Annotated in this window: 29 protein-coding genes and 1 tRNA gene; 20 read left to right on the plus strand and 10 right to left on the minus strand. The window is 68.4% G+C overall.

The genetic code is table 11. The features are described from left to right. Window positions 1-13 precede the first annotated feature (13 nt). Genes NDI65_RS08365 through NDI65_RS08375 form a run of 3 tightly spaced genes read right to left on the minus strand, consistent with a single transcriptional unit; the run spans window position 14 to window position 3,630 of the window. Entirely contained in the window at window positions 14-1,021 is a 1,008-nt protein-coding gene (locus tag NDI65_RS08365) for a PstS family phosphate ABC transporter substrate-binding protein (protein WP_226908707.1), read from the minus strand. A gap of 52 nt (window positions 1,022-1,073) precedes the next feature. Next, window positions 1,074-3,038 (minus strand): ATP-binding protein, encoded by a 1,965-nt coding sequence (locus NDI65_RS08370; protein WP_007273327.1) that lies wholly within the window; start codon window positions 3,036-3,038, stop codon window positions 1,074-1,076. A 22-nt stretch (window positions 3,039-3,060) separates the two neighbouring features. Further along, a complete protein-coding gene (locus tag NDI65_RS08375; RefSeq protein ID WP_007273328.1) occupies window positions 3,061-3,630 on the minus strand; it encodes a response regulator in 570 nt (189 codons plus the stop codon). A gap of 180 nt (window positions 3,631-3,810) precedes the next feature. Between NDI65_RS08375 and NDI65_RS08380 the strand changes: the two genes are divergently transcribed. Further along, window positions 3,811-4,950: a dihydropteroate synthase gene (locus NDI65_RS08380; RefSeq protein ID WP_089777591.1), complete on the plus strand. Its 1,140-nt coding sequence runs from the start codon at window positions 3,811-3,813 to the stop codon at window positions 4,948-4,950. A 188-nt stretch (window positions 4,951-5,138) separates the two neighbouring features. Continuing rightward, window positions 5,139-5,822, plus strand: coding sequence for a 6-hydroxymethylpterin diphosphokinase MptE-like protein (locus NDI65_RS08385; RefSeq protein ID WP_089777592.1), 684 nt, complete (start codon window positions 5,139-5,141; stop codon window positions 5,820-5,822). A gap of 48 nt (window positions 5,823-5,870) precedes the next feature. Here the strand turns inward: NDI65_RS08385 and NDI65_RS08390 are convergent, their stop codons facing one another. Continuing rightward, entirely contained in the window at window positions 5,871-6,638 is a 768-nt protein-coding gene (locus tag NDI65_RS08390) for a hypothetical protein (RefSeq protein ID WP_089779844.1), read from the minus strand. Between the two features lie 387 nt (window positions 6,639-7,025). Between NDI65_RS08390 and NDI65_RS08395 the strand changes: the two genes are divergently transcribed. From NDI65_RS08395 to sod, 3 genes are all read left to right on the plus strand, one after another. After that, a complete protein-coding gene (locus tag NDI65_RS08395) occupies window positions 7,026-8,480 on the plus strand; it encodes a deoxyribodipyrimidine photo-lyase (RefSeq protein WP_089777593.1) in 1,455 nt (484 codons plus the stop codon). 84 nt (window positions 8,481-8,564) lie between these two features. Continuing rightward, window positions 8,565-9,170: a DJ-1/PfpI family protein gene (locus NDI65_RS08400; protein ID WP_089777594.1), complete on the plus strand. Its 606-nt coding sequence runs from the start codon at window positions 8,565-8,567 to the stop codon at window positions 9,168-9,170. 137 nt (window positions 9,171-9,307) lie between these two features. Further along, window positions 9,308-9,907, plus strand: a complete 600-nt coding sequence (sod, locus tag NDI65_RS08405; protein ID WP_310893557.1) for a superoxide dismutase — start codon at window positions 9,308-9,310, stop codon at window positions 9,905-9,907. Window positions 9,908-10,023: 116 nt separating this feature from the next. Here sod and NDI65_RS08410 read toward each other — a convergent pair whose 3' ends face one another. Beyond that, window positions 10,024-10,449: a hypothetical protein gene (locus tag NDI65_RS08410; RefSeq protein WP_089777596.1), complete on the minus strand. Its 426-nt coding sequence runs from the start codon at window positions 10,447-10,449 to the stop codon at window positions 10,024-10,026. A 158-nt stretch (window positions 10,450-10,607) separates the two neighbouring features. Between NDI65_RS08410 and NDI65_RS08415 the strand changes: the two genes are divergently transcribed. Together NDI65_RS08415 and NDI65_RS08420 are read left to right on the plus strand one after the other, a co-directional pair. Beyond that, window positions 10,608-10,898, plus strand: coding sequence for a DUF5827 family protein (locus tag NDI65_RS08415; protein WP_058826157.1), 291 nt, complete (start codon window positions 10,608-10,610; stop codon window positions 10,896-10,898). Between the two features lie 104 nt (window positions 10,899-11,002). Further along, complete coding sequence (locus NDI65_RS08420; protein WP_310893558.1) at window positions 11,003-11,761, plus strand: SDR family oxidoreductase; 759 nt, start codon at window positions 11,003-11,005, stop codon at window positions 11,759-11,761. A gap of 36 nt (window positions 11,762-11,797) precedes the next feature. Here the strand turns inward: NDI65_RS08420 and NDI65_RS08425 are convergent, their stop codons facing one another. Further along, window positions 11,798-12,376, minus strand: a complete 579-nt coding sequence (locus NDI65_RS08425) for an MBL fold metallo-hydrolase (protein ID WP_089777598.1) — start codon at window positions 12,374-12,376, stop codon at window positions 11,798-11,800. A gap of 116 nt (window positions 12,377-12,492) precedes the next feature. Between NDI65_RS08425 and thyA the strand changes: the two genes are divergently transcribed. From thyA to NDI65_RS08470, 9 genes are all read left to right on the plus strand, one after another. Further along, window positions 12,493-13,491, plus strand: coding sequence for a thymidylate synthase (gene thyA, locus NDI65_RS08430; protein WP_089777599.1), 999 nt, complete (start codon window positions 12,493-12,495; stop codon window positions 13,489-13,491). Further along, on the plus strand, window positions 13,488-14,120 hold the full coding sequence (locus NDI65_RS08435) for a dihydrofolate reductase (RefSeq protein WP_089777600.1): 633 nt from the start codon (window positions 13,488-13,490) through the stop codon (window positions 14,118-14,120). The genes thyA and NDI65_RS08435 overlap by 4 nt, the downstream gene beginning before the upstream one ends. Next, the gene (locus NDI65_RS08440) at window positions 14,113-14,328 is read left to right on the plus strand and encodes a DUF4177 domain-containing protein (protein ID WP_089777601.1); all 216 of its coding nucleotides are present in this window, start codon (window positions 14,113-14,115) and stop codon (window positions 14,326-14,328) included. Before NDI65_RS08435 ends, NDI65_RS08440 begins: the two co-directional genes overlap by 8 nt. 122 nt (window positions 14,329-14,450) lie before the next feature. Further along, window positions 14,451-15,365, plus strand: coding sequence for a hypothetical protein (locus tag NDI65_RS08445; RefSeq protein WP_089777602.1), 915 nt, complete (start codon window positions 14,451-14,453; stop codon window positions 15,363-15,365). Between the two features lie 71 nt (window positions 15,366-15,436). Further along, window positions 15,437-15,619 (plus strand): HVO_2922 family protein, encoded by a 183-nt coding sequence (locus NDI65_RS08450; RefSeq protein WP_089777603.1) that lies wholly within the window; start codon window positions 15,437-15,439, stop codon window positions 15,617-15,619. Between the two features lie 160 nt (window positions 15,620-15,779). Beyond that, window positions 15,780-16,538, plus strand: a complete 759-nt coding sequence (gene psmA2 / locus NDI65_RS08455) for a proteasome subunit alpha (protein WP_089777604.1) — start codon at window positions 15,780-15,782, stop codon at window positions 16,536-16,538. Continuing rightward, on the plus strand, window positions 16,539-17,378 hold the full coding sequence (locus NDI65_RS08460) for an MOSC N-terminal beta barrel domain-containing protein (protein ID WP_089777605.1): 840 nt from the start codon (window positions 16,539-16,541) through the stop codon (window positions 17,376-17,378). A 100-nt stretch (window positions 17,379-17,478) separates the two neighbouring features. Beyond that, the gene (locus NDI65_RS08465; RefSeq protein WP_089777606.1) at window positions 17,479-18,636 is read left to right on the plus strand and encodes an amidohydrolase family protein; all 1,158 of its coding nucleotides are present in this window, start codon (window positions 17,479-17,481) and stop codon (window positions 18,634-18,636) included. An 84-nt stretch (window positions 18,637-18,720) separates the two neighbouring features. Further along, window positions 18,721-18,795: transfer RNA gene (locus NDI65_RS08470), tRNA-Glu, on the plus strand. Between the two features lie 139 nt (window positions 18,796-18,934). On the opposite strand, the gene NDI65_RS08475 is transcribed toward NDI65_RS08470, so the two are convergent. Then, window positions 18,935-19,654: a helix-turn-helix domain-containing protein gene (locus NDI65_RS08475; protein WP_089777607.1), complete on the minus strand. Its 720-nt coding sequence runs from the start codon at window positions 19,652-19,654 to the stop codon at window positions 18,935-18,937. A gap of 364 nt (window positions 19,655-20,018) precedes the next feature. On the opposite strand from NDI65_RS08475, the gene NDI65_RS08480 reads away from it, so the two are divergent. Together NDI65_RS08480 and NDI65_RS08485 are read left to right on the plus strand one after the other, a co-directional pair. Next, entirely contained in the window at window positions 20,019-21,332 is a 1,314-nt protein-coding gene (locus NDI65_RS08480; RefSeq protein WP_089777608.1) for a 5'-deoxyadenosine deaminase, read from the plus strand. A 102-nt stretch (window positions 21,333-21,434) separates the two neighbouring features. Continuing rightward, window positions 21,435-22,040, plus strand: a complete 606-nt coding sequence (locus tag NDI65_RS08485; protein WP_089777609.1) for a GNAT family N-acetyltransferase — start codon at window positions 21,435-21,437, stop codon at window positions 22,038-22,040. A 54-nt stretch (window positions 22,041-22,094) separates the two neighbouring features. Here the strand turns inward: NDI65_RS08485 and NDI65_RS08490 are convergent, their stop codons facing one another. Together NDI65_RS08490 and NDI65_RS08495 are read right to left on the minus strand one after the other, a co-directional pair. Next, window positions 22,095-22,505 carry a hypothetical protein gene (locus NDI65_RS08490; RefSeq protein ID WP_042664393.1) on the minus strand — a complete coding sequence of 137 codons (411 nt, stop codon included), beginning with the start codon at window positions 22,503-22,505 and terminating at the stop codon, window positions 22,095-22,097. A gap of 54 nt (window positions 22,506-22,559) precedes the next feature. After that, a complete protein-coding gene (locus NDI65_RS08495) occupies window positions 22,560-23,750 on the minus strand; it encodes a redox-regulated ATPase YchF (protein WP_089777610.1) in 1,191 nt (396 codons plus the stop codon). 267 nt (window positions 23,751-24,017) lie between these two features. Here NDI65_RS08495 and NDI65_RS08500 point away from each other — a divergent pair, with 267 nt between their 5' ends. Together NDI65_RS08500 and NDI65_RS08505 are read left to right on the plus strand one after the other, a co-directional pair. Further along, window positions 24,018-24,395, plus strand: a complete 378-nt coding sequence (locus tag NDI65_RS08500; protein WP_089777611.1) for a hypothetical protein — start codon at window positions 24,018-24,020, stop codon at window positions 24,393-24,395. 16 nt (window positions 24,396-24,411) lie between these two features. Next, window positions 24,412-24,822, plus strand: coding sequence for a hypothetical protein (locus NDI65_RS08505; protein ID WP_004969223.1), 411 nt, complete (start codon window positions 24,412-24,414; stop codon window positions 24,820-24,822). A 139-nt stretch (window positions 24,823-24,961) separates the two neighbouring features. Here the strand turns inward: NDI65_RS08505 and NDI65_RS08510 are convergent, their stop codons facing one another. Then, window positions 24,962-26,533, minus strand: coding sequence for a hypothetical protein (locus NDI65_RS08510; RefSeq protein WP_310893559.1), 1,572 nt, complete (start codon window positions 26,531-26,533; stop codon window positions 24,962-24,964). Between the last annotated feature and the right edge of the window lie 371 nt (window positions 26,534-26,904).

A 26,904-nucleotide genomic window follows, 5' to 3' on the forward strand; every position in this document is an offset into this window, starting at 1 on the left:
GGCGTGATGCCGGTCAGCCGTCCGCGAGGAGCGCGTCCAGCCGGTCGAGGTTGTCGGCGGCCGCCTCCTCCGTGACGGGCACGTAGCCGACGACCGCCGGCTCCGACGTGGACCGTTCGAGGTAGTAGCGGACGAACGCGGCGACCTCCGGACGCGACAGCGCCTCGCGGGCGACGTAGACGTACAGGGGTCGCGAGAGCGTGTCGTAGGTCCCGTTCTTCGCGTTCGCGGGCGACGGGAGGGCGCATCCGTCGGGCTCGGAAATCGGGACCGCGCGGACGGTGTCGCGGTTCTGGAGGTAGTACGCGAGGCCGAAGTAGCCCATCGCGTGCGGGGAGTCGCCGACGGTCTTGGCGATGACCGTGTCCTGTTCGGTCGTGAGGTGGTCGGTCCGCTGGACCGCGCTCGGGAGGACGGCGTCGGAGAAGTAGTCGAACGTGCCCGAGGCGGTCGTCGGGCCGGCGAGGCGAATCGGCTCGTCGGGCCACTCGGGTCGGACGTCGCTCCACGACGAGGCCCCGCCGACGCGCCATATCGCGGCGAGTTCGGAGAGCGTGAGGCAGTCCACCCAGTCGGCGTCGGGGTTGACGACGACCGAGACGGCGTCGGTGGCGATGCGGAACTCCACGGGGCCGATGCCGGCGGCCGCACACGCGTCGCGCTCGTCCGCCTCGATGGCCCTGCTCGCGTCGTTCACGACGGTCCGGCCCGCACAGAAGAAGTCGGCGAACCCCCCGCCGGTCCCGGTCGAGGCGACGGACACCGTCACGTCCGGGTGCGCCTCCGAGAACGACTTGCCGAGCGAGAGCGTCAGCGGGTAGACCGTACTACTTCCGGCGATAGCGATACGCCCCGAGAGCGCGTCGTCGGCCGTCGCGGTCGCGGTCCGACTCGCGGTCGGCCCCGGCACCGACCCGACGCTCCCGAGACAGCCCGCGAGCCCGACTGCCCCGGCCGCCCCGAGCGCGCCGAGGAACCCGCGCCGACTCGCTCCGTCTCCGCCCCGACAAGGTGGCTTCACGGTCGGTCGTTTCTCGCGTCCGGTCATGGTGGTTGCTAAGTGGGGTATATAGTCACACGAGGGAGACGGCGTCGTCGGCACCGCCGCCGACATGCTCGACGCCGCTGAGTTCGAACCGCGCGCCGCCGGTCGCCGACTCGCAGAGCGCGAGGTCCCAGCCGTGGGCGTCGGCGACCTGCAGGACGATTGGGAGGCCGAAGCCGGTCCCGCCGCCGGCGCGGTTCGTCGTGTAGCCCGGTTCGAGCACGCTCGCCCGGTCGGCCTCCGGGATGCCGGGGCCGTCGTCTTCGACGTAGAAGCCGGGGGCGTCGCAGAGCGCGCCGACGGTGACGGTCACTCCGTCTGGGTCGCCGTGCTCGACGGAGTTCCGAAACAGGTTCTCGAAGACGTGGGCCGCGAGGTCGGGGTCGGCGGCGAACCGGGCGTTCTCCTCGACGACGAGCGTCGCGTCCCCCGTCTCCACGTGCCCCCACGCCCGCCGGGCCGCGTCCGACAGCGCGACCGGGAGCGTGTCTTCGACCCGCCGCTGGAGCGCCAACACGAGCGCGTCGTCGATGATGGCGTCGATGCGGTCGAGCGACTCGACGAGCGGTTCGACGTGGTCGCTTTCGGTCTCGTCGGCGAGGAGTTCGGCCCGGCCGACCGCGACGTTGAGTGGGTTTCGCAGGTCGTGCGAGAGCACGTTCGAGACGGTTCGGAGCTGTTCGTTTCGCTCCTGTACGTCGGCCATCATCTCGTTGAACGAGCGGGCGACCTCGGCCATCGCCTCGCTCTCCTCGTCGGGCTCGATTCGCTCCGCGAGGTCGCCGTCGGCGCAGGCCCGCATCACCTCGCCGTAGGCCTCCGCGGTCCGTTCGAGGTGGCGGCGGCGGCGCTCGGAGGCCTCCTTTTCGGCCCACGCCACCCCTCTCGCCGCCTCGGCCTCCTCGCGGGCGCGCTCGGCTTCGAGAATCTGGTCGCGCAGGGAAACCCGCATCACGTCGAACGCCTCGTAGAGGTCGCCGAACTCGTCCTCGCGGTCGCGGTCGATTGAGACGTCGAGGTTGCCGTCGGTGAGTTCCCGCGCGTTCGACCCGAGGGTCCGAACCGCGTCCACGGTGTCCCGACCGATGGTGACCGCCAGCAGGGCCGCGCCCGCGCCGACGACGAACAGGGTCGCGAGTATCTGCGTGAGGATGTCCGTCCGCAGGGCGTACGCCTCGCCCGTGGGGACGCGGGAGGTGACGACCCAGTCGTGGGTCTCCATCCGGGCGAACCCGACCTCGGTCGACGAGCCGGCGAGCGACTGCCCGGGGACGAACCCCGACGCGGCGTCGTATCGGGTCGTGTCGAGCGCGTCGGTCTCCAACAGCCGCGACTCGTCCTCCGCGAGGACGACCGTCCCCGCCCCGTCGACGACGACGAACCGGCCGGCGTCGATGTCGTGGAGATGCGTCTCGGAGATGTCTCGGAGGTTCGCCACGGCGATGACGGCCCGGTTCGGGCGGTCGGGAATCGTCGTCGCGAAGAGGACGACGGGCGCGGCCCCCTCGGAGGGGCGGAACGGGTCCGAGACGACCACGTCGCCGTGGGACTGCTGGGCGAGCGCGGTGAACTCCCGGCGGCCGTAGTACGTCGTCACCGACTCGGCCGAGGCGACGCTGGCGCTCCCCGTGCTCGTGAGAACCGTCTCGTTTCTCGTGTCGATGTAGTACGCGGCGTCGATGTCGCGGTCGCGTTCGACCACCGACCACAGATAGAGGTTGATGTCGCGGTCGTCGCCGGACTGGAACGCCGCGGACTCAGATATCGACCGCATCTGCACCTCCATCCGCGTGAGCCACTCGTCGAGGTTCTGCGCCTGAATCTCGGCGTTCGTCACGAGGTCGTCGCGCGTCTCGTCGCCGATGACCTCGTTGGCGTGGAGATACGAGTAGCCGCCGACGGCCGCGATGGCGAGCGTGACGAGACCGACCGCGAGCGCGAACTGCACCGCGTACCGCTTCCTGACGAACCGCGGCAGGAGGCGTCGCGTCACGGCCGGTCGAGCCTCCGGTCAGTCATCCGAAGTCGAGCGCCGCCTCCTCGAACGCGTCGTCGAGCAGTTCCGCGCGGGCGTCGTCGGCGCGGGCCGCCGCGTCATCGACCGAGGCGGTGAGTTCGCGGTACGACGCCGACTCTTCGAGCGTCTCGCGGTCGTAGGTGGACTCCAACACGGCCCGCTTGCGGGCGAGCGCGAAGTACTCGCGGAGCAGGTCGTTGTACGACCCGCGGACCACGAGCGAGCGGACGGCGCGGCGGACCTCCAGTTTTCCGACCGGCTTGACGAGGTAGTCGTCGAACGGCATCTCGACGATGTCGGTGTCGGGGTCGACGCCGGTCACCATCACGACCGGGAAGTCGTGGTCGCGCGCCCGGAGTTCGGACAGCACCTCGTCCCCGGTGCCGCCGGGCATCTGCCTGTCGAGCATCGCGGCGTCGAACGACTCGTCGGCGACGAGTCCGAGCGCCTCCTCCGCGCTCGAAGCCGTCTCGACGCGGTAGTCGTCCGCGAGCCACGCCTCGTACAGCGTCGTCAGGGACGGTTCGTCGTCAACGGCGAGTATCGTCGGTGGTCCGTCGCCAGTCATAATCCTGTGTGGGTGCGCCCGGAAGGCACCCGGTTGGCTGTGTAGTCCAGAGAGCGCTATTAAGCGGTTGCTATGAGGACTCAATAGCCCTCAATTCCGTCGCATGCGGCTTCGTACTCGACGAACTCGCCCGCCTTCCGCGACCGGTCGGCATATAATCGTGTGGTCCAACCGACGGGTATGCGAACCGTCGATGCGGCAGGACTCGAAATCGGCGACGACCACCCGCCCCGAATCATGGGTGTGCTGAACGTCTCCAAGGAGTCCCCGTACAAGCCGAGCGTGTTCAACGACCCGAGCGAGGCCGCCGAATACGTCGACCGCGAGCTCATCGACGAGGGGGCCGACATCGTCGACGTCGGCCTCGAATCGGCGAACAAGCGCCTCGACGTGCTGTCGGCCGAAGACGAACTCGACCGCCTCGACACGGCGCTTTCGGTCCTCGACAGCGTCTCCGGCGACGCCGTCTTCTCCATCGAGACGCGCTACCACGAGGTCGCCGAGGCGGCGCTCGACGGCGGCTTCGACATGGTCAACGACATCTGCGGCTTCGCCGACCCGGAGATGCCCCGCGTCTGCGAGGAGTTCGACGCCGCGGTCGCCAAGATGGCCAGCCCCCCGGACCTCACTCGCCCCGGCGCGATAGAGGAGGTCGACGACATCTACGACGCCCTCGAACTGAACGGCTTCACCGACAAGACCATCGTCGACCCCGCCTTCGGCGGCTGGTCGGAGGCGAAGACGCTCGAACACGACCGCGAGACGTTCGACCGCCTGCGGGAGTTCCGCGGCTACGGCCACCCCATCTTGGTCTCCATCAACCGCAAGAACTTCCTCCGCGACGTGGCCGGCCGCCCGACCGAGGAGGCCTTGCCCGTCAGCCTCGCCGCCACGTCGATGGCGGTCGAGCGCGGCGCACACGTCGTCCGGACCCACGACGTGAAAGAGACCCGCGACGCCGCCCTCATCGGCCACGAGTTCAAGCGCCGCCGCGTCCGCGAACCCGGCGACGTGTCGGTCGAGGAACTCGACGTGACGACGCCCGGCGAGGCCGCGAGACACCTCGACCGCGTCGGCGCGAACCGCGAGGTCGCCGCCGAGAGCGTCACGCGCGTCTTCGAACTGGAGGGGCTCGGGGCCGACGACCGGGAGGCCCTCGCCGCCGCCGCCGGCGACGCGGGAGCCGTCTTGGCCGGCGGCGACACCGGCGCGCTTCTGGTCGGGACGCCCGCCGCGCTCGCCCGGCTTTCGGCGCTCGTCACGGACGCGTCCGACGCCCTCGAATCCGCCCTCGAAACGGTCGAGCGGGCGACGCGTTAACCGGTTCGAGAACCCTTCACAGACCCGTCTGCCCGTCTGACGTTCGGCAGACGTTGACCGTTCTACTAAGAGAAAACTTATACCATCCGACTCTAAAACGGTCCTGTGGACGCCGGAAGGGCACGCGGGTAGGGGTACACGAGTGCCGTTCCGGCCCATACAGTTACATTCTGAGCGACAGCTACACCATGGATTTCACCACGTGGGAACCCGTCTACGGGCGGATTCTCGATGACTTCGGCTTCGACCGAACCGGCGACGAGCGCGCCAGAGACGCGCTCGCGGACCTCGTGGAACCGTTCGACCGCGACCGACTGGACTGGGCGGGCGCGACCGTCGCCGTCTGCGGGGCGGCCCCGACGCTCGACGCCGAACTCGACCGGCTCGACGGCCCCGACGTGGACGTCGTCGTCGCCGCTTCCACCGCCGCCGACGCGGTTCGAGACGCCGGGTTCGACCTCGATTTGATGGTGACCGACCTCGACAAAAACCCCGAGACGGCGGTCGAACTGACCGAATCGGGCGTGCCCGTCGCGGCCCACGCCCACGGTGACAACCTCCCCGCGGTCCGCGAGTGGGTGCCGCGGTTCGATACCGACCACGTCCTCGGGACGACGCAGGCGGCCCCGGTCGGTCCCGTCGTCAACTGGGGCGGCTTCACCGACGGCGACCGGGCGGCCTTCACCGCCGACGAACTCGGGGCGGACCGGCTCGTCTTCGTCGGTTGGGACTTCGACGACCCGACCGTGGACGCCATGAAAGCGCAGAAACTCCGGTGGGCAGAACGACTGCTCAGGTGGCTCGAACGACGCCGCGGGGAGCGGTTTTCGGTGCTCGACGGGCGACGCGACGGCATCGACCCGCTCCCCTGAGAGCGCCCGCGCCAACGCGTCCCCGGCGAGCGGTGAGCGGTCGCCCGGCTACCTCGTGTTCTGCGGATGCACGCCGGCCCCCTCCTCGGACCCGGACTGCTCGCCCGCCGACTGCTCGACGACGCCGTCGAACAGGGACGCGTCACAGCCGCGGCAGGTCGCCGAGACGCGCCGTTTCGTCCCACCGCGTTCGGCGCCCGCAACTCGCTTCGTCTCGACCGAAACCGCGCCGTCGCAGGTCGGGCAGGTCCGGAGACACAGCCGAAGCGCTCCGAGGACGCGGTTCCGGTCCGCCGTCGAGAGCCGCCACCACTCGGGGTAGTACCGCCGGAACGTCGCGACCGCCGTGAGGTCGGCGACGAACGCGGCGCGAGAGGCCCACCGGCCCACGGTCCCGCGGTCGAGGCGCGCGAACAGCCCCCGCTCGTCCCACCCCAGTTCGATTCTGTCCGGATCGACGCCGAGGAGTCCTGCGAGCGCCTCGCGGTCGTGGTCCCGCCCCTCGGTGTCGAGCACGCGGGCGCGCCACTCTTCGGCGAACTGCGGCGACAAAGAGAGCGTGCCGTCCGCGTCGGCCGAAAAGACGCCCGCGCCGTGCAGGGCGGCCGCGAGGTCGACCCGGCCGTCGAGCGAGAGCGGCGGCGACGGTCGCGCCGACGGGAGTCGCGGGGGCGACGGCGGCGGCGACGAGAGTTCGGCGAGCGCGAAGCCGAAGACGACGACCGGCGGCAAGACGCCGAGGAACACGCCGTAGGGGACCCAGACAAGCCACCCGAGCGTGCCGCAGACGAGCGTCAAGAGGAAAAGCGGAAACACGAGCGGGGAACGGAGACGCGGCTGTCGGACCCCGGAGTCGGGAAGGAAGCGATGCCCGGACATACCAGAACCGTGGGTACGACGCCGTATAGGTATGAACCGGGTACACCAGATAGCAAGAACGTAAACGTGCTCCGGTCCGGGAATTCGGTCGATAACATCACATTACCCGCGACAGTCGCGTCGCCGGGAGTGTCGGCTGTCGTACCACATTCATGCCAACGGGCGTCCGAAAACGAGCGACTGCCGCCGCGAGACGCGGTAGGAAGCCGTTTCCAGCGTCTCCGGGCGATTAAGCTCAGTCGAACGAGCCGGTCGAGCGGTTTTCCCGCCTGTCGGCGGCCGACTGCCGCTACATTGACATAGACGCCGTCCTGAGGCGCGGCTATGCAACTGCACTGGCACCGCCGGGACCTGCGCGTCGCGGACAACCGCGGCCTCGCCACGGCCGCGGAGGCGGGGCCCGTCGCCCCGCTTTTCGTCTTCGACCGGGACGTGCTCGACCACGCCGGCGCGCCCCGCGTCAGGTACTTGCTCGACGCGCTCGCCGAACTCCGCGAGGCGTACCGAGAGCGCGGGAGCGACCTGCTCGTCGCCCGCGGCGACCCGCGGACGGTCGTGCCGGCGGTCGCGGCGGCGCTCGATGCGAAACGGACCGTGTGGGGCATCGACTACTCCGGACTGGCCCGCGAGCGCGACGCCGACGTGCGGCTCGCCCTCGACGACGCCGGCGTCGCCCGCGAACCGGTCCACGACGCCATCTTCCACCCGCCGGGGAGCATCACGACGAACGCGGGGGACACGTACTCCGTCTACACCTACTTCTGGAAGAAGTGGCGCGACCGCGACAAGCCCGAGCCGTACTCGGAACCGGAGGCCGGAGACCTCGCCGACGCCGGAACGCTCGAATCCGCAGCCGAACGCCTCGCCGACGGAGACGCCGAGTTCGACATCGCCGTCGGCGACCTGCCGACCGTCTCGGACCTCGGCTTCGAGGAGCCGACGGCGGCGGTCCAGTCGGCGGGGACCGAGGCGGCCCGCGAGCGCCTGTCGGCGTTCTGCGCGGACGCCATCTACCGCTACGCCGACGACCGCGACTACCCGACGCGGGACGCCACGTCGCGGCTCTCGGCGGACCTCAAGTTCGGGACCATCGGCATCCGCGAGGTGTACGCGGCGACCGCGGCGGCCCGCGAGGGCGTCGGCGGCGAGCGAGACGAGTCGGTCGAGGAGTTCCAGTCGCAGTTGGCGTGGCGGGAATTCTACGCGCACGTCCTCCGAGAGCACCCGAACGTCGTCACGGAGAACTACAAGGAGTACGAGGAGGACATCGCGTGGCGCGACGACGCCGAAGAGCTCGCGGCGTGGAAGGCGGGCGAAACCGGCTATCCCATCGTCGACGCCGGGATGCGACAGCTCCGCGAGGAGGCGCACATGCACAACCGCGTCCGGATGATCGTCGCGTCGTTCCTCACGAAGGACCTCCTGTGCGACTGGCGACACGGCTACGCGCACTTCCGCGAGCACCTCGCGGACCACGACACCGCCAACGACAACGGCGGCTGGCAGTGGGCCGCCTCGACCGGGACCGACGCCCAGCCGTACTTCCGCATCTTCAACCCGATGACGCAGGGCGAGCGCTACGACCCCGACGGCGAGTACATCAAGCGGTACGTCCCCGAGCTATCGGACGTGACGGCCAACGCCATCCACGAGTGGCACGAACTGACCGACCTCGAACGCGAGCGCCTCGCGCCCGACTACCCGGCCCCGGTCGTGGACCACTCCGAGCGCCGCGAGCGGGCGATTTCGATGTTCGAGGCCGCCCGCGGCGACGACTGAGCGTCGGCCGAATCAGTCCGCGTTTCTCCGCCCGCGGTCGCCGCGGCACGAACGGCTTTCTCCTCGGGCACCGACTCCGGAAGCGTGCACGTCTCTATCATCCTCTACGACGGCTTCGACGAACTCGACGCCGTCGCGCCGTTCGAGGTGTTCCAGAACGCCGGCGCGGCCGGGGCCGACTGCGCGGCCGAACTCGTCGCGCTCGACGACCGCGAGTCCGTGACCGCGAACCACGGGATGCGCGTCGGCGTCGACGGCGTCCTCGACCCCGAGACCGACCGCCCGGACCTCCTCGTCGTCCCCGGCGGCGGCTGGAACTCCCGCGCCGAACAGAGCGCGTGGGCCGAAGCCGAGAAGGGCGAGATTCCCGACGCCATCGCCGCGCTCCACGAGGCCGGGACCACCGTTGCGGGCGTCTGTACCGGCGGGATGCTCCTCGCCCGCGCCGGCGTCCTCGACGGTCGCCCCGCGGTCACCCACGGCGGCGCGCTCGCCGACCTCCGAGAAACGGCCGCGGAAGTCGTCGAAGCGCGCGTCGTCGACGACGGCGACGTGCTCACCGCGGGCGGCGTCACCTCCGGACTCGACCTCTCGTTACACGTCGTCGAGCGCGAGTTCGGGTCAGACATCGCCGACGCCGTCTCGACCGAAATCGAGTACGAGCGCCGGACGGACCCGTTCGACGGCTGACACGCTCGCGCGAACCGGAGTTTCTCGAACGGGAGAAATCGACCGACAGCGGTCTCTATACCGTGGTTTGTGCTAGCATACCTCTCCTCAAGTTTTAACAGGATTCCGCCCCACCCGTGATACGGAGGTTACACATTATGAGCTACGAACTCGACCCGCTTCCGTACGAGTACGACGCCCTCGAACCGCACATCTCCGAGCAGGTGCTGACGTGGCATCACGACACCCACCACCAGGGCTACGTCAACGGCTGGAACGCGGCCGAGGAGACCCTCGCCGACAACCGCGAAGCAGGCGAGTTCGGCTCGTCCGCCGGCGCGCTCCGCAACGTCACGCACAACGGCTCCGGTCACATTCTGCACGACCTGTTCTGGCAGAACATGTCGCCGGAAGGCGGCGACGAGCCCTCGGGCGCGCTCGCAGAGCGCATCGCGGAGGACTTCGGCTCCTACGAGGCGTGGAAGGGCGAATTCGAAGCGGCGGCCGGCGCGGCCGGCGGCTGGGCGCTCCTGGTGTACGACTCGTTCTCGAACCAGCTTCGGAACGTCGTCGTCGACAAGCACGACCAGGGCGCGCTCTGGGGTAGTCACCCGATTCTCGCGCTGGACGTCTGGGAGCACTCGTACTACCACGACTACGGCCCGGCCCGCGGCGACTTCGTGAGCGCGTTCTTCGAAGTCGTCGACTGGGACGAACCCGCCGCTCGCTACGAGCAGGCCGTCGAACTCTTCGAGTAAACCCGATACATCCCGACTTTTCTTTCGGACGCCACGCCGCCAGCGACGGCGCTATTCGCGTCGAATAGAGTGTTGAGAGCCGTCAGAGCCGTCTCTCTCGGATTGCGGTCCGCCGCTCAGAACTGTCCGTCGCGGGCGGTCGGGTCGGAGAACAGCTCTGTGCCGCCGAACTCCTCGTTCAGCGCGCAGACCCGGTCGTACAGCGCGGCGAAGTCGCGGCCGTCAGTTCCGCGGTCGAAGCTGGCGAGGACGCCGGTGGGGCGGTCACCGACGAACGTCCGGAACTGCTCGAACGAGTCGAATCCGCGGACGGTGTAGCCGTAGTCCGCGTAGTACAGCGTCTCGTAGGTGTCTCTCGTGACGTAGCCGAACCGCTCGTTGTCGATAAATCGGGAGACGTCGAGGCATTCGAGCGCATCGGACACGTCCGCCCTGAGATAGAGGTGTTCGTACCCGTGGTGGTCGAAGACCCAGAGGTCTCGGAGGTCGTCCCCGCCGAAGCTTCGGAAGGCCTCGACGAGTCGTGCGGCGGCGTCGCTCATCGTTTCGGGTCTCGCGGCACGGATGATAAGCCTACTCATGGGCCCGTGGAGGCTCGTGCGGGCGTCACGGGGGCGCTCACCGCCCGCAGTGCCGTCGTCTCCCCCGCGCGTCGCCCGCTGTCGTCGGGGTTTTGACCGTCGGCCGAGAAGCGTGCGGTATGCCCAAGCCGAAAGACGAGTTCGACACCCTCTACGGGTATCTGCTGTACGAACCCGCCGACATCCTCGACCCCGACTACATGTACACCGTCGGCGAAATCGCCCGCCTGATGCAGGGGCTGTCGCCGCAGGACGACCTCAGCGAGGAGACCGAAGACCGCATCGTCCAGTGGACGATTCCGTGGATCGTCGCCAATCAGGAGGACTTCGTCATCAACGACCCCCGGAGCGACGAACCGGGCTACTTCGGCCTCCACCCCGACGCCGTCCCCGAAGAAGACGAGGAGTAGCCGCCGCCACACACTCACCGCGCTGGTCGCCGTCCCCGACATTCTCCCGACGCGAGAGTCGCACAAACGGTTATCTGTCAGGTTGTTGTGTTCTCTATCGTACTATGGCTCAGTTCGACACCGAAGTCGCGGTTGTAACAGGCGCTGGCTCTGGAATCGGTCGCGCGACGGCGGAGGCGTTCGCCGCGGAGGGCGCGCGCGTCGTCGTCTCCGACGTGAACGTCGAGGGCGGCGAGGAGACCGTCGCGCGCATCGAGGAGGCCGGCGGGACGGCGACGTTCGTCGAGACGGACGTGACGGACGGCGACGCCGTCGCCGCGATGGTCGAGACGGCGGTCTCGGAGTACGGGCGACTGGATTTCGCCTGCAACAACGCGGGCGTCGGCGGCGCGCAGAAACCGGCCGCCGACCTCTCGTTCGACGAGTGGCAACAAGTCATCGACGTGAACCTCAACGGCGTCTGGCGGTCGATGCGACACGAGATTCCCGCGATGCTCGGCGGCGACGGAGGCGTCGTCGTCAACATGGCGTCGATTCTCGGAAAGGTCGGCTTCGCGAACGCGAGCCACTACGTCGCCGCGAAACACGGCGTCCTCGGGTTGACGAAGACCGCGGCCATCGAGTACGCCGAACAGGGCGTCCGCGTCAACGCGGTGTGTCCGGGGTTCGTTGACACGCCACTACTCGGCGAGGGCGGCCTCGACGACCCCGAAGCCCGGAAGGGCATCGAGTCGCTCCACCCGATGAACCGCCTCGGCGACGTGGACGAAATCGCCTCCGCGGTCGTCTGGCTCTGTTCCGACGGCGCGTCGTTCACGACGGGCGAGGCGCTCACCGTCGACGGCGGCTACACGAGTCGGTAAGAGGCGTCGGGGCGTCGGTAACGTCGATACGGCGACTCACCTCGTCCGCGCCGCGCGCGCCGCGAGTTCGAGGTCCTCGCTCGGGCGAGTCGTGACGCTCGGGCCGTGGCCGGTGTGGAGTTCGGTCAGGTCGTCGCCGACGACCTCGCGCAGGCGGTCGATGCTCTCGACGAGCGCGCCGCGGTCGCCCTCGGGGAGGTCGGTTCGGCCGAAGCCGCCGTCGGCGAAAACGAGGTCGCCCGCGAAGCAGACGCCCGACCCGCGGGAGAAAAAGCACAGGTGGTCGTCCTTGTGCCCCGGTGTGTGGACCGCCTCGAACACGTCGTCGCCGATTTGGACGCGCTCGCCGTCGTCGATACGCTTATCGACGGCGAGGTTGCCGGTGTCGTAGCCCCACGTCTGTACGTCGAACGCCTCGCGGACGGCGTCCACGTTTCCGATGTGGTCGGGGTGCGTGTGGGTGAGGTACACCGCGTCGAGCGAGTCGGTGACCTCCCGGACCTTCGGCACCACGTCGAAGTTCGCGCCGGCGTCCACGAGCGCGGTGGTCTCGCCGTCGACGAGGAAAACATTGCTCGTGAAGGCCCGGATATCCCCTGCGAGGTTGCGAATCATGGGCACAGGTACGAAAAGCGGGGTATTCGGTGTTGTGGGCGTCGCGGAAATCCGCGCTGATACGGGGAAGTTTAGTATGGTCCGACCACGACCAACAGCCAATCAGGGCACCTCTCATGCGCCAATATCTCGACCTCGTGACAGACGTTCTCGGCACCGGGCGACACAAACCCAATCGGACCGGAGTAGACACCATCTCGGGCTTCTCGAAGCACTACACCGTCGACCTACAGGAGGGTTTTCCGCTGCTCACGACCAAGGACCTCTCGGGCTTCCGCTGGAACTCGCTCATCCACGAACTGCTGTGGTACCTCTCGGGCGAAGAGCACATCCGCACCCTCCGCGAGGAGACGGGCATCTGGGACGCGTGGGCCGACGAGGAGGGCCACCTCGACACGGCCTACGGTCGGTTCTGGCGGCGCTACCCGGTCCCCGAGGAAGAGCTTTCGGGCGAGGCGTGGCCCGACGACGACCACCGCTGGATGAACGACGAGGGGACGTTCGACCAGCTCGCGTACGTCCTCGACACGCTCGAAGAGAACCCGAACTCCCGACGGCTTGTCATCAACGCGTGGCACCCCGCGAACGCGGCCGTCTCGACGCTTCCGCCGTGTCACTACACGTTCGTCTTCAACGTGCAGGGCGACGAACTCAACCTCCACCTGACCCAGCGCTCCGGCGACATCGCGCTCGGCGTCCCGTTCAACCTCGCGGCGTACGCCATCCTCGCGCAGGTCGTCGCCCAGCGCGCCGGATTCGAACTCGGGTCGTTCGCCCACACCATCGTCGACGCCCACGTCTACTGCGGCACGGGCGAGCGCGGCGCGTGGTACGGCGACCACCTCGACGAACTCCAGTCCCGCCTCGCCGACGTGGAGTCCCCCGAAGGGTACCTCGACGTGCGCGAGTGGCTCCTCGACGCGGCCCCCGAGGAAGCCGACGGCGAGGAGGACTACGACCACGTTCCCGGACTGCTCCTGCAGGCCTCGCGCGAACCCCGCGAGCGCCCCGCGCTCGACGTGGCCGACGTGCCGCTCGAAGAACTCTCGTTCGAGGACATCGTCCTCCGAGACTACGACCCGGCCGACGGGATTCGCTTCGCGGTGGCCGAATGAGCGGCGAGGAGTCCGGCGAGTCTGGGGCCGCCGTCGACCCCGCGGCCGACGTCGCCACCGCCACCGACGCCGCGGTCCGGTTCGTCCTCGTCGCCGCCGTCGCCGACAACCGCGTCATCGGCCGCGACGGCGACATGCCGTGGCACCTCCCCGAGGACCTCAAACACTTCAAGCGGACGACGACCGGTCACCCGGTCGTGATGGGTCGCACGACCTACGAGAGCATCGCCCGCCAGCTCGGCGGCCCGCTTCCGGACCGTCACAGCGTCGTGCTGACGACCCGCGACCTCGACCTCCCCGAGGGCGCTGAAGCGGTCGATTCGGTCGACTCCGCGGTCGCCGCCGCCGAGGCCGCGGCCGCCGAGATGGGCGTCGAGACGGTGTACGTCGTCGGCGGCGCGACCGTCTACGAGCAGTTCCTCGACCGCGCGGCGGGGCTGATTCTCACCGAACTCGACGCGGCCCACGAGGGCGACACGCGGTTCCCCGAACGGGACCGCGAGGAGTGGGTCGAGACCGCCCGCGACGACCGCGACGGCTTCTCGTTCGTCACGTACGAGCGCCGGGAACGCGGGGACCCCGCCGCGGCCGGTGGAGCCGAGTGCGACCCGGAGGAGTCCGATGACTGACCCCACCGCCCCCGGCGGCGAGTGGGAGTACAAAATCGTCCGCACGGCCGACGGCGGCCTGTTCAGCGGCGATACCGCGCCGATGGAAGACGCCCTCAACTCCCTCGGCGGCGAGGGGTGGGAGCTCGTGGACACGATTTCCGACTCGCGCGGTGCCGGCGCGAACAGCGGGCAGACGGCGCTCGTGTTCAAGCGGCCGACGCGCTGAGACGCCGGGCGTCGCGTCTCGCGGCGACACTCGTGAACGACCCGTGCTCCCCGCGACGTGTCACGAGTAGCTTTATTGACGCGAACGACCTCATAGGAGGGAACGAAGCTTTCCCGCCCGCCATGACAACCTCGACACTCGCAGACCGACTCCGCCAACCCGAGTACACCGGCGAGAACCGGTGTACCCCGTGTACCATCGTGAACGTCGTCATCGCCGCCGCGTTGAGCCTGTTGCTCGGCGTCGCGTGGCCGCCGCTCGCGCTCGTCTCGTTCGCCCTCTTCGCGGGCGCGATTTATTTCCGCGGCTACCTGATTCCCGGCACGCCGACGCTCACGAAGACGTACTTCCCCGACCGGGTCCTCCGGTGGTTCGACAAGGAGCCGACGCCGGCCCACGTCGGGGCCGCCGCATCCGCGCCGGCCGCCGGTGACGACGTTGACGCCGAATCCCCGAGCGAGGAGGTCGAAACGGGGCAGTTAGACGGCGATGGCGCGTCGGCCGCGGCGTTCGACGTGGAGGCGGCCCTGATGGACGCCGGCGCGTTGGAGTTGGACGAGAGCGGCGACGAACTCCGCCTCGCACCGGCGTTCGAATCGGCGTGGAACGACGAGATTGCGCGCACCGACGAGGACGTCGCGCGACGGTGGCTCGCCCGCATGACCGGCGTCGACGAGGCCGACGTCACGCTTGAATCCCGGGCTCGGAGCCGGTGGGTCGTGGCGATGGCCAACGGCACAACACTCGGCACATGGGAGTCGGACGGCGCGCTCGTCGCGGACGTGGCCGCCGACGCCACCCTCGACGGTCGCCTCGACGACTGGGACCGCCTGACGGCCGAGCAGCGGAGCGCGCTGGCGAGGGGGGTCCGCATCTACCTCGACCGATGTCCGACCTGCGGCGGCGACGTCCGGTTCGGCTCGGAGACCGCCGAGTCGTGCTGCCGGTCGTGGGAAGTACTCGCCGTCCGCTGTGAGGACTGCGAGGCGCGACTGCTGGAAGTCGACGCCGAGTCGCTCGAACCCGAAGCCGCCTGAGGCGACCGGGCCGACGCGTCCGCCGCGACGCTCGCAAGTACACTTTTGTTCGTTGACAGCAATTTCACGGTATGAGCAAGGCGCACTTCGAGGTGTTCGTCGACGCGGCGGACAAGTACCGATGGCGGCTCGTCCACGACAACGGGAATATCCTCGCCGATTCTGGCGAGGGATACGCGTCGAAGCAGAAGGCGAAACAGGGCATCGAGAGCGTCAAGCGGAACGCGCCCGACGCGGCCGTGATAGAGGAGTAGCTCCGGGGAACTGCGCCTCCGAGTCGCCGTGCGTTCGCGGGACGGCCGCCGATTCGAGAGTGAACCCCACACCGCTGCCGGGTGTGGAGGCTTTTTCCGCCTCCGGGACTGACCAGAGAGTAATGACGAACGCCGCCGACGCGAGCGAGGAGGTCGCACGATGAACCGAAACGACAAGCAGGCCTACGACCGCGGGACGTCGCTTTTCTCTCCCGACGGTCGCATCTATCAGGTCGAGTACGCCCGCGAGGCCGTCAAGCGCGGCGCGCCGGTGCTCGGCGTCCGCACCGCCGACGGCGTCGTGCTGGCGGCCCTCCGGTCGACCCCGTCGGACCTCATGGAAGCCGAAAGCATCGAGAAACTGCACAAGCTCGACGACGCGCTCGGCGCGGCCACGGCCGGCCACGTCGCCGACGCGCGGAAGCTCGTCGACTTCGCGCGGACGACCGCCCAGCGCGAGCACCTGCGCTACGGCGAGCCCATCGGCGTCGAGACGCTCACGAAGACAATCACCGACAACATCCAAGAGAGCACGCAGTCCGGCGGCACCCGCCCGTACGGCGCGTCGCTCCTCATCGGCGGCGTCGAGAACGGCTCGGGTCGCCTCTTTGCGACCGACCCGTCCGGGACGCCCCAGGAGTGGAAGGCGGTCGCCATCGGCGGCCACCGCGAGGACGTACAGGCCGCCCTCGAAGACGGGTACGCCGAGGACCTGTCGCTCGAAGACGGCCTCGCGCTCGCCGTCGAGGCGCTCGTCGCGGCCGACGACGAAATCGAAAGCGACGAGCTGAACCTCGTCACCGTCTCCGAGGCGGGCTACGAAATCGTCGACGAGGAGACCATCGCCGAGCTGTTCGCCGACGCGACCGCGGACGCCGAGTCCGACGACGCGGACGAGACGGGCGAAAGCGAGGAGTAGATGACAGACGGGAGCCCGGTTGACGACGGCTCGCCGGCGACGACGACCGCCGGCGCGGCGGCCGTGACGCTCGACCGCATCGCGGTGTATCCGGTGAAGTCGCTCGACGCCGAGTTCGTCGACGCCGCCGACATCGTCGAGAACGGCGGGCTCCGCGGCGACCGCGAGTACGCGATGTTCGACGAGGACGGCGAGTACGTCAACGGGAAGCGCGAACGGGCGGTCCACCGCATCCGAAGCGCCGTCTCGCTCGCCGACGGCACGGTCGAACTCTCGGCCCCCGAGATGGACGACTACGACGGCCCGATAGACGAGGCCGACGGCTGGCTCTCTGAGTACTTCGGCTACCCGGTCGAACTCCGCCGCGACCCCGCCGGCGGGTTCCCCGACGACACCGAGGCCAGCGGGCCGACGGTCATCTCGACGGGGACGCTCGACGCGGTCGCCTCGTGGTTCGACGGCGTCGACGGCGGCGAGATGCGCCGTCGCCTCCGGCCGAACCTCGTCCTCGACGCGACCGAACCGTTCTGGGAGGACCATCTGTTCGACCGGCGCGGGAGGGTCGTCGAGTTCAGCGTCGGAAGGGTCGCCTTCGAGGGCGTCAACCCCTGCCAGCGCTGTGTCGTCCCGAGCCGCGACCCCGACACGGGCGAGGAGACGCCCGACTTCCGGACGACGTTCATGACGAAGCGCCGGGAGGCGCTCCCCGAGTGGTCCGGCGGCGACTGGTTCGACCACGACTTCCGACTCATGGTCAACACCGCCGTCCCGGAGTCGTCGTGGGGCGAGACGCTGTCCGTCGGCGACGTCGTCACCGTCGGCGACGTCGTCCCCGAGTGAGTCGGTCAGTTTTTACGTCGCGTTCGAACGCCCCGCAGTCGGGCGGTTCCACCTCGCCGACACCCGCGGCTTTACGTCGTCTGCCTCGGTTGAGAGAGGCATGTTCACGCTGACCGGCGTGCGGGTCGTCGACGCCGACGGGGCCCGCGAGGCGAACGTGGTGATAGACGAGTCGACCGGGCGCATCGCGTCCGTCGGCGACGAGACAGAAGGCGAGACGCGGAACCTCTCGGGTTCGGTCGTCGCGCCGGGGCTCGTCGACGCCCACGTGCACCTCATGATGGACGGCCGCCCCGACGTGGCCGCCTACCAGTCCGAACCGGTCGAACGCGCCTGCTATCGGGCCGCGGCCAACCTCCAGAAGACGCTGGAAGCGGGCGTCACGACCGTCCGCGACCTCGGTTCGCCCGGCGACCTCGCGACGAGCGCGAAGGCCGCCGTCGCCGACGGCGAACTCGACGGGCCGCGCGTCCTCGCCGCCGGGGAGAACGTCACCATGACCGGCGGCCACGGCCACTGGTTCGGCCGGGAGGCCGACGGCCCGAACGAGGTTCGCAAGGCCGCCCGAGAGCAGCTGAAACGCGGCGCAGACGTGGTGAAGTGCATGGCGACCGGCGGCGTCCTCACCACCGGCGCGGTCACGGGCGCGCCCGAGTTCACGGAAGCGGAGATTCGCGCCCTCGTCGACGCCGCGAGCGCGAAGGGCGTCCCGACCGCGGCCCACGCCCACGGCGAGGCGGGTATCAAGAACGCCGCCCGCGCGGGGATTTCGAGCGTCGAACACGGGATGTTCATGGACGAGGAGGCCGCGGCGCTCATGGTCGAACACGGCACGTACTGGGTGCCGACGGCCTCGGCGGTTCGGGAGATCGTCGAGGCGGGCGTCGAGGCCGGCATCCCACCGGAGGCGGTCGCGAAGGCCGAAGACGCCGCCGAGCGCTTCGAAGTCGCGTGGGAACACGCGCTCGACGCCGGCGTCAAAATCGCCATGGGAACCGACGCGGGCACGCCGTTCAACGACCACGGCGAGAACGCGCTCCGCGAGATGGAACTGCTCGTCGAGTACGGACTGTCGCCCGCCGAGGCCCTCGAAGCCGCGACCGTCGGCGGCGCGGACCTCCTCGGACTGGACGACGCGGGGAAAGTCGCCGAGGGCTACGTCGCGGACCTCGTCGTACTCGACGCCGACCCGAGCGAGGACGCGGGGGCGTGGCGGACGGTCCGGCAGGTGTACCGCGAGGGCGAGCGAGTCGTCTAATCGCAACACGGCAGTCGGTATCACACCCGATTTGAAGCGACAACCTTTTACAATCACGAGCAATACGAAAGGATGTACCAACGTGCTCTGTTGGTGTAGTCCGGCCAATCATATCACCCTCTCACGGTGATGACCAGGGTTCGAATCCCTGACGGAGCACTTCTCTCAATCCCCGAACCGCGAGCGACAGCGAGCGTGTTCGGTTCCGAAATGCGACGAAGGGTTCGACCGACGAGCGTTCCCGCTATCGTCCGTCGTCGTTCCGGCTTCGAACCGACGGAGTGGCATCGGCCGCCGGTTACGCCTCCGGGTCGCCGAGTTGCGACATCACGAGGTCTTCGGCGGTTCGCAACCGGTACTGGACCGTCGAGCGCGGCACGTCGAGCACCCCGCTGAGGTCCTCGACGGTCACCTGCCGCGGGCGCTCGTAGTAGCCGTGTTCGACGGCGGTTTCGAGCGCCTCCCAGTGGGCCGCCGAGAGGTCGGCCGCGATGCGCGCCTCGGCGTCCCAGTTGCCGGCGTTCGTGAGATGTTCGACGTCCAGTTGCAGGCCTTCCCTGAGTTGCGCCTCGATGGTCTCGTACAGTTCGCCGAGCGGGTGGTCGCCCGGGTAGAGGATGCGCCAGCGATACGCGCCCGCGCTGCGAGACGACTCGAAGATGACGCCCGGACCGACGTGTTCGAGGACGTACCGGGGAATCGAGTGGCAGTCGCTCACCTCCTCGCGGTAGGTGTAGACGGTCATCGAGTTGTCCGAGCGGTCGAGGACGTGGTAGTCGCGGTGGGTGTGACAGTCGGGGGCGTCGAGGCACTCGTTGCACCGCGTCTCGTCGGTGAACACCCCCTCGAACGCCGACAGCGCCTCCGGCGTGCCGACGACGTGGTCGACCCGCCACATCACGTCCTCGGTGGACGAACAGACCGACGACCGGGACCGCAGGCTCGGGTACTCGTAAAACAGGTCCATCAGTTCGTCGGTCCCCTCGGAAAAGCGAACGACGAATTCGAACTCGCGCATTCGGTCTTCGTTCTGTCGCGGAGCGACTTAGCATGTACTAATCCGACATCTGTCGTTTTCGAGGCCACTTCCGGGCTATATTCGTCTTCGTCACCACCTCTCCGGCCGGAGTTAGCAGGTGCTAACGAAATCGTGAGGGATATTTGGCACGGACTGGAAGACGCAGCGAGCGGACACCGGTGCGACACGGCAGACGCGGGGTCCACCCGCGATTCGAGAACGTACGGTCGCGCGGGCCGCTCGCTCGCGGGGACGGTTCCGACCGTCCCCGCTCCACCACCGACCGCAACCGTTCACTCCAACCAACCTCGGACGGCGACCGGGTCACCACCTATTTCACGACCGGTCGTCTACCCGCACGAGGATGTTACTCGCGGGAACGGTGGTCGCCGACGCGGCCACCATCATCGAAGAGGGTGCCGTCGTCGTCGACGGCGACCGCATCGTCGCGGTCGGAGCGCACGCGGACCTCGTTGACGCGTACCCCGACCACGAGCGACGCGAGTTCGGTATCGTCGCGCCCGGACTCATCGGCGGGCACGTTCACTCCGTGCAGTCGCTCGGCCGCGGCATCGCCGACGACACCGAGCTCTTGGATTGGCTGTTCGACCACGTGCTCCCGATGGAGGCCGGCCTCGACGCCGAGGGGATGCGCGTCGCCGCCGAACTCGGCTACCTCGAATGCATCGAGTCCGGGACGACGACGGTCGTCGATCACCTCTCTGTCCGACACGCCGAAGAGGCGTTCGAAGCCGCGGGCGAGATGGGCATCCGCGGGCGCATCGGGAAGGTGCTCATGGACACGAACGCCCCCGAGGGATTACAGGAAGACACCGACGCCGGCCTCGACGAGTCCGAGCGCCTCATCGAGCGCTATCACGACGGCTTCGACGGCCGCATCCGGTACGCCGTCACGCCGCGGTTCGCCGTCACCTGCTCGGAGGCCTGTCTCCGGGGCGTCCGCGAACTCGCAGACCGGTACGACGGCGTCCGCATCCACACCCACGCGAGCGAGAACCGCGACGAAATCGCCACCGTCGAGGCGGAGACGGGCATGCGCAACATCCACTGGCTCGACGAAGTCGGCATCACCGGCGACGACGTGGTGCTGGCCCACTGCGTCCACACCGACGAGTCCGAGCGCGAGGTGCTCGCCGAGACCGGCACGCACGTCACCTACTGCCCGTCGTCGAACATGAAGCTCGCGTCGGGTATCGCGCCGGTTCCGGACTACCTCGACCGCGGCATCAACGTCGCGCTCGGCAACGACGGCCCGCCGTGTAACAACACGCTCGACCCCTTCACCGAGATGCGGCAGGCCAGCCTCCTCCAGAAGGTCGACGCGCTCGACCCGACGAGCACGCCCGCCGCAACCGTCTTCCAGATGGCGACCCGAAACGGCGCGAAGGCCGCCGGCTTCGACCGCGTCGGCGAACTCCGCGAGGGGTGGAAAGCCGACATCGTCGGCATCGACACCGACCGCACGCGAGCGACGCCGCTCCACGACGTGCTGTCGCATCTCGTGTTCGCCGCCCACGGCGACGACGTGGTGTTCACCATGGTCGACGGCGACGTGCTCTACGACGGGGGCGAACACGTCCGCGCGGACGCCGACGACATCCGCGAGCGGGCGCGGGCGGTCGCCGACGGCCTCGACGCGGCACCCACGAGCGACTGAGCGCCCCCCGCTCACGAGACCGCCTCGCACGCAGGACCGGCCGCACCCGCGAGGCCCGCCGCCATCGTCGCCTCTTTCTCTCCGCGCGACTCCACCTGTGTCATGACTGTCCCTGTCCGCCTCCGCGCGGCGACGCCGTCCGACCTCCCCGCGATACGAGAGATTTACGCGCCGTTCGTCCAAGACACCGCGATTTCGTTCGCATACGACCCGCCGAGCGTCGCGGACCTCGAATCGAAACTGGAGAAGAAGACCGACTACCCGTGGCTCGTCTGCGAACTCGACGGCGAGGTTGCCGGCTACGCCTACGCCGGCGCGTTACGAGAGCGCATCGCCTACCAGTGGACCGTCGAGACATCGATTTACGTCCGCCCGGACTTCCAGCGCCGCGGCGTCGCTCGCGGTCTCTACACGGCGCTTTTGGACCTGCTCGAACGACAGGGCTACGTCTCCGCGGTCGCCGTCATCACGACGCCGAACCCCGCGAGCATCGACTTCCACGAGTCGTTCGGGTTCGAACGCGTCGGCCGCTTCGAGCGCGTCGGCTACAAACGCGACGCGTGGCACGACGTGGAGTGGTGGAGTCTCGACCTCGGCGACCGACCCGACGACCCCGATGCGCCGCTGTCCGTCGCCGACGCTCGCGAACGTGACTGGTGGGACGATGCGCTCGCACGCGGTGCGGCGCTCGTCGAAGACAGCGCATAGCAAGCAGTCCCTCCCAAACCGGAGTCCCCACGTCTCCCGGTTCAGCCCGCGCGTTCAGACGCCGGCTTCGAGGGAGTCTTCCACCTCGGTATCCGTCGAATCGCTTCCGTCGGTCGTATCGACCTCGTCGACCGTTTCGACCTCGTCGGCCGTATCGGCCGCCCGTTCGCCGGCCCTCGCCTGTTCGAGCACGTAGCGCTCGACGCCGGCGGAGAGCATCCCCTGCCAGTCGTCGAACTCGGTGTTCGACTCGACGTACCGGTCCCACTCGTGGGGCGGTATCGACTCGAAGGAGTCCTGATCTTCGACCGCGAACCCGCTCTCTTCGAGGAATTCACTGATCGATGCAGCCTGACAATGCGACTCGACCCACGACGACGGGAACAAGTCGGCCAGCGTCACCTCGCCGCCGAGTCCCCCAATCTCGACGTCGAGTGTCGCGGCCGTCGTTTCGGCCTCACCCATACCCGGGTGCTACAGCCACGGATATAACGGTGTTGCGGTTGGCGTCCGAGAGAGTCAGTTCGTCGAGACGATTTCGACCACGTCGCGGTGTGTGAGTTCGTGGTCCGACCCGATTTGCCGCTTCGAGTGGCAGTCGATGCCGTGGAGGAGGCCGTCGCCGATGTCCGAGTGCAGATGGTACGCGAAGTCCTCGGTCGTCGAGCCCTCGGGGAGGATAAAGCAATCCCGGAAGACGCCCTGCGAGTCGCTCTTGCCGTTCGCGCTCCCGGGGAAGATGGCGATGGCACCCATCACGTCGAACAGCGCGTTTTCGAGCGACTGCTGGACGCCCGTGCCGCCGAACTCGGTGACGAACCCGCGAATCTGTTCGAGACCCGCCTCCTGCTCGTCGCTCACGTCGCCGACGATATCGAAATCGTCGTCGCCGGGGCGGTAGTCGACGACGCCGCCCTCGGCGGCCTTCTTCAGCGCCTTCTCCGCGTGCGCCGAGGTCGGAACGAACGTCAGGTGCTCGTAGTCGGGATCAGCCGTGATTTCCTCGTAGTTCTCCTGGGAGATGGGCTTGTCCATCTTGTTCGCCGCGATGATGATGGGCTTCGTCCGCTTCCGAATCTCGCGAGCGAGCGACTCCTTGTCCGCGTCGTCCCACTCGTCGGGGTCGAGCTCTAGGCCGAGCGAGAGGATTATCTGCTTGATCTCGTCTTTGTTCGTCTTGAACGCGGACATCTGCTCCGCGAGGTCGACCTCGATGTCCTTGTCCTCGCCGTGGTAGCCCGAACGGTAGCGGTCGATTCCCTTCTCTAAGACGCCGAGGTACCACATGTCGAGTTCGTTTTCGAGGAAGTCGATGTCCTCGCGGGGGTCGTGGCCCTCCGTCGCCTCGCCCTCGATGTCCGTCTCACCGGAGAAGTCGACGACGTGGACGAGCACGTCCGCCTCGTTGAGGTCGGTGAGGAACTGGTTTCCGAGACCCTTACCCTCGTGCGCGCCGGGGATGAGCCCCGCCACGTCGACGAGTTTGACCGGAACGAACCGCATCCCGTGGTCGCAGTAGCCGACCGAAGGCGTACACGACTCGTCGAACTCCGGGGCCGCACACTCGACGCGGACGTACGCCTCGCCGATGGAGGGGTCGATGGTCGTAAACGGATACGCGCCCTCGGGCACGTCGTTCATCGTCGCCGCGTTGAAGAAACTCGACTTCCCGACGGACGGTTTTCCGACGAGACCGATCTTGTAACTCATTCGTTGGTCGGACTGGTGTCTCGAACGCTAATAACCGTTCGACGTTCGTCTCGCTGTGCGTGAAATTCACACGCTATCGGGGCCGAGGAGGACGATTTCCCGCGCTCGACTCCCGGGTTCGAGCGCCGGGGACGCGACTGCGTCGGCGAGTTCGCGGCGGGTGAGAGCAAAGTTGCACCCGCGAACCGACGGCCGTTCCGCGTCCGGGTTCGGTCCCTTCGGCTCACGTCCGGTGCATCTTTGTCTTCAGGTCCCCGACTGCCGGGCATGACCAGCCCCGACGAGACGGCGAGCGAACCCGCGCCCGCGTCGAACACGGACTCCGACGCGGCGGCCACCGACCCCTCGCCGGGCGACACGACCGACGCGGACACGTTCCGCGTCGGCATCCACGTCACCGAGACCGAACTCCGATTCGTGGTCAACGTCCCGTCCGACATCGACTCCGGATGGACCGACCCCGACGCGTTTCAGCGCCTCGTCGAACGCGTCACGTGGGAACAACTCGACCAGCGGGCGACGCTCCAGACCGTCGCGACCAACGCCGACGAGGGCGAGACGGTATTCCTCGGCACGGTGACGCTCCGCCCAGACGAGACCGTCGTCGACCACTCTCTCCGCGTGCCGCCGCTCGACGGGGCGTGACCCGACTCAGCGTCAGATGACCGAACCCACGACTGAGACCGCGATTCGAGAGATTCAGGACGCCGCGCTCAGCCGCGCGCTCACCGACGACGACCACGCGCGGCAGTCGCTGGCCGTCGCCGGCGCGCTCGAAACGGCCAGAACGGAAGCGACCGACGCGGCGTTCGACGACGGCGGCGTGACGCTCGCGGCGTCGCTCGCGTTCGTCTCCACGCTGTTCGCACACCGTCGCCTCCGCGAGTCGCTCCGGTCGAGCGTCCGCGCGTCCGACGATTCGGCGTGGTATCCGAGCGGCGCGCCCGCCCGCGTCGACGACGACCTCGTGGTCGCGGGCGCACGGCTCGCGGTTCGACGGTTCGACGTCGACCCGGCGCTCGTCGGCGCGCTCGGTGACGTTTCGATAGAAAAAATCGCGTCGGGCGAGTGAGTAACCCGACCGTCAGGCTCTGACAAAACGGTCGGGGACGTAGTGGGATGGGGTGCCTCTGATCCACAGTACCCGCCCGGACGCGGACGGCTGAAACCCAAGCCCACGCTCGATGCGTGGGGAATCCGTGTCCGATTAGTTAGTTGTTGGCGTGGTCCGGCGGGCCACCGCCGTTGCCGTTGCCGTTCGATTCGTCGTCGTCCGAGGAGTCGTCGTCCGAGGAGTCGTCATCCGAGGAGTCGTCATCCGAGGAGTCGTCATCCGAGGAGTCGTCGTCCGAAGAATCGTCGTCCGAAGAGTCGTCCGCGGTCTCGGTCTCATCGTCGTCGCTCTCCTGGTCTTCCTCGTCGCTCACCTTGTCGTTGTTGGCGTGGTCCGGCGGGCCGCCACCGTTGCCGTTCTTGGCGTTGGCGGAGTTCCCGGGGGCGTCCCCGTCGTCGTCAGCGTCGTCGCTGTTCTTCGGACCGGCGTGGTCCGGGCGCTTGTCGTCCGCGTTACCCGGGTTGTTCTCGGTCACGAAGTCGGAGACTGCCTGCCCGAGCGGACCGTCACTGCCCGTGTCCTTGAGACGCTCGACGAAACTGCTGACGAGCTGTCCGAACGGGTCTTCCGCGGCGACCTCACCCTGCAGGGTGACGGTCGTCTCGGCGGAGAGACCGTCGTACTCGGCGGTCACGTCGACCGTGACGGTCTGCAGCGGCGAGATGAGGTCGACGGTACCGTTCGCGTCCGTCTCGTACTCGCCCGCGTCCGTGTAGTTCCCGTCGACCGCGACCGACGCGTTCTCGACGGGTTCGCCGTCCTCGGTCACGGTGATGGTGACCGACTCGTTTCCGTCCTGCGAGACGGAGACGTTGAGGTCGTCGGTCTCGACGGCGACCGTCGTCTCGGCGGTGAGGCCGTCGGCGGTCGCGACGAACGTCAGGTTCGTCGTGGTCGTCGGCTCCGCGACTTCGACGGTGCCGTTCGCGTCCGTCTCGTACGTTCCGTTCCCGGCGTAGTCGGTCCCGTTGACCTGAACCGACGCGTTCTCGACGGGTTCGCCGTCCTGCGTGACGGTAGCGACGACCGTGTCGTTGGCGTCGTCAACCTCGGCGGAGACCGAGAGGTCGTCACCCTCGACTGCGACCGTCGTCTCGGCGGTGAGGTCACCCTCCATCGCGACGAACGTCAGGTTCGTCGTGGTCGTCGGCTCTGCGACCTCGACGGTGCCGTCCGCGTCCGTCTCGTACGTCCCGTTGTCGGCGTAGTCGGTCCCGTTGACCATGACGGACGCGCCTTCGACGGCGTCACCGTACTGGGTGACGGTGGCGACTACCGTGTCGTTGGCGTCGTCGGCCTCGACGGACACGTCGAGGGACTCGTCGAGCGGGACGAGGACGACGGACGTGCTAGTCGTGTTGTTCCCCTCGGTGACGGTGAACGTCGCGTTCACGCGTTCCTGCGGGTTGGGGAGGTCGACGGTGCCGTTCGCGCCTGTCGCGTACGTTCCGTTCCCGGCGTAGTTACCGCTCGATTCGACGACGACCGTCGCGTTCTCGACGGCCGTCTCGTTCCGTGTCACGGTCACTGTCGCGTCGCCCGTGCCGGCGTCCTGCGTGACGCCGACATGGAGGGCATCGGTACTCGCTGCACCGACGGTCCCGGGGACCATCGCGACGGCGAGCATCGCAACGACCATGACTACGGTAAGGTGTTTGCTGCCGCGCATGCAAGCCTCCCTTCTGGCCCCGATACGGTAAAAGGGGACAATCGTAACCCCGGTTTTCGCTGAATTTCACCCCAATCAACGCGTTCGAAATCGGGCCTTCGTCTGTCGATTTCGTCGAGTTTCGCACCGAACGACTAACTGGCTCGTATCGGAACTCCCCCCACGTCGTATTCGAGGTGCCAGCGGAGGCACCCCGCGCTGCGAGAGCGTTGCCACTCTCGAACGACGAGGAGACGCGACCAGAACGCGGTCGCTCTGAGTGTGTGCGTGCGAGCGGACGTCCGCTCGCTGTAAATGAAAAAAGCCCACTGGACCGAAGTCCAGCGGGCTCTGTATGAGTGGGGGCGGCGAACTGGATTTCCCAGAGGATC

It is taken from the genome of Haloferax sp. S2CR25 (assembly GCF_031624535.1).
Taxonomy (GTDB): Archaea; Halobacteriota; Halobacteria; order Halobacteriales; family Haloferacaceae; genus Haloferax; species Haloferax massiliensis.

Coding starts and splice junctions, on each gene's coding strand:
- NDI65_RS08375 (WP_007273328.1), bottom strand. CDS start 3,630: ATGACTGGCGACGGACCACCGACGATACTCGCCGTTGACGACGAACCG.
- NDI65_RS08380 (WP_089777591.1), top strand. CDS start 3,811: ATGCGAACCGTCGATGCGGCAGGACTCGAAATCGGCGACGACCACCCG.
- NDI65_RS08385 (WP_089777592.1), top strand. CDS start 5,139: ATGGATTTCACCACGTGGGAACCCGTCTACGGGCGGATTCTCGATGAC.
- NDI65_RS08395 (WP_089777593.1), top strand. CDS start 7,026: ATGCAACTGCACTGGCACCGCCGGGACCTGCGCGTCGCGGACAACCGC.
- sod (WP_310893557.1), top strand. CDS start 9,308: ATGAGCTACGAACTCGACCCGCTTCCGTACGAGTACGACGCCCTCGAA.
- NDI65_RS08410 (WP_089777596.1), bottom strand. CDS start 10,449: ATGAGCGACGCCGCCGCACGACTCGTCGAGGCCTTCCGAAGCTTCGGC.
- NDI65_RS08415 (WP_058826157.1), top strand. CDS start 10,608: ATGCCCAAGCCGAAAGACGAGTTCGACACCCTCTACGGGTATCTGCTG.
- NDI65_RS08420 (WP_310893558.1), top strand. CDS start 11,003: ATGGCTCAGTTCGACACCGAAGTCGCGGTTGTAACAGGCGCTGGCTCT.
- NDI65_RS08425 (WP_089777598.1), bottom strand. CDS start 12,376: ATGATTCGCAACCTCGCAGGGGATATCCGGGCCTTCACGAGCAATGTT.
- thyA (WP_089777599.1), top strand. CDS start 12,493: ATGCGCCAATATCTCGACCTCGTGACAGACGTTCTCGGCACCGGGCGA.
- NDI65_RS08435 (WP_089777600.1), top strand. CDS start 13,488: ATGAGCGGCGAGGAGTCCGGCGAGTCTGGGGCCGCCGTCGACCCCGCG.
- NDI65_RS08440 (WP_089777601.1), top strand. CDS start 14,113: ATGACTGACCCCACCGCCCCCGGCGGCGAGTGGGAGTACAAAATCGTC.
- NDI65_RS08445 (WP_089777602.1), top strand. CDS start 14,451: ATGACAACCTCGACACTCGCAGACCGACTCCGCCAACCCGAGTACACC.
- NDI65_RS08450 (WP_089777603.1), top strand. CDS start 15,437: ATGAGCAAGGCGCACTTCGAGGTGTTCGTCGACGCGGCGGACAAGTAC.
- psmA2 (WP_089777604.1), top strand. CDS start 15,780: ATGAACCGAAACGACAAGCAGGCCTACGACCGCGGGACGTCGCTTTTC.
- NDI65_RS08460 (WP_089777605.1), top strand. CDS start 16,539: ATGACAGACGGGAGCCCGGTTGACGACGGCTCGCCGGCGACGACGACC.
- NDI65_RS08465 (WP_089777606.1), top strand. CDS start 17,479: ATGTTCACGCTGACCGGCGTGCGGGTCGTCGACGCCGACGGGGCCCGC.
- NDI65_RS08475 (WP_089777607.1), bottom strand. CDS start 19,654: ATGCGCGAGTTCGAATTCGTCGTTCGCTTTTCCGAGGGGACCGACGAA.
- NDI65_RS08480 (WP_089777608.1), top strand. CDS start 20,019: ATGTTACTCGCGGGAACGGTGGTCGCCGACGCGGCCACCATCATCGAA.
- NDI65_RS08485 (WP_089777609.1), top strand. CDS start 21,435: ATGACTGTCCCTGTCCGCCTCCGCGCGGCGACGCCGTCCGACCTCCCC.
- NDI65_RS08490 (WP_042664393.1), bottom strand. CDS start 22,505: ATGGGTGAGGCCGAAACGACGGCCGCGACACTCGACGTCGAGATTGGG.
- NDI65_RS08495 (WP_089777610.1), bottom strand. CDS start 23,750: ATGAGTTACAAGATCGGTCTCGTCGGAAAACCGTCCGTCGGGAAGTCG.
- NDI65_RS08500 (WP_089777611.1), top strand. CDS start 24,018: ATGACCAGCCCCGACGAGACGGCGAGCGAACCCGCGCCCGCGTCGAAC.
- NDI65_RS08505 (WP_004969223.1), top strand. CDS start 24,412: ATGACCGAACCCACGACTGAGACCGCGATTCGAGAGATTCAGGACGCC.
- NDI65_RS08510 (WP_310893559.1), bottom strand. CDS start 26,533: ATGCGCGGCAGCAAACACCTTACCGTAGTCATGGTCGTTGCGATGCTC.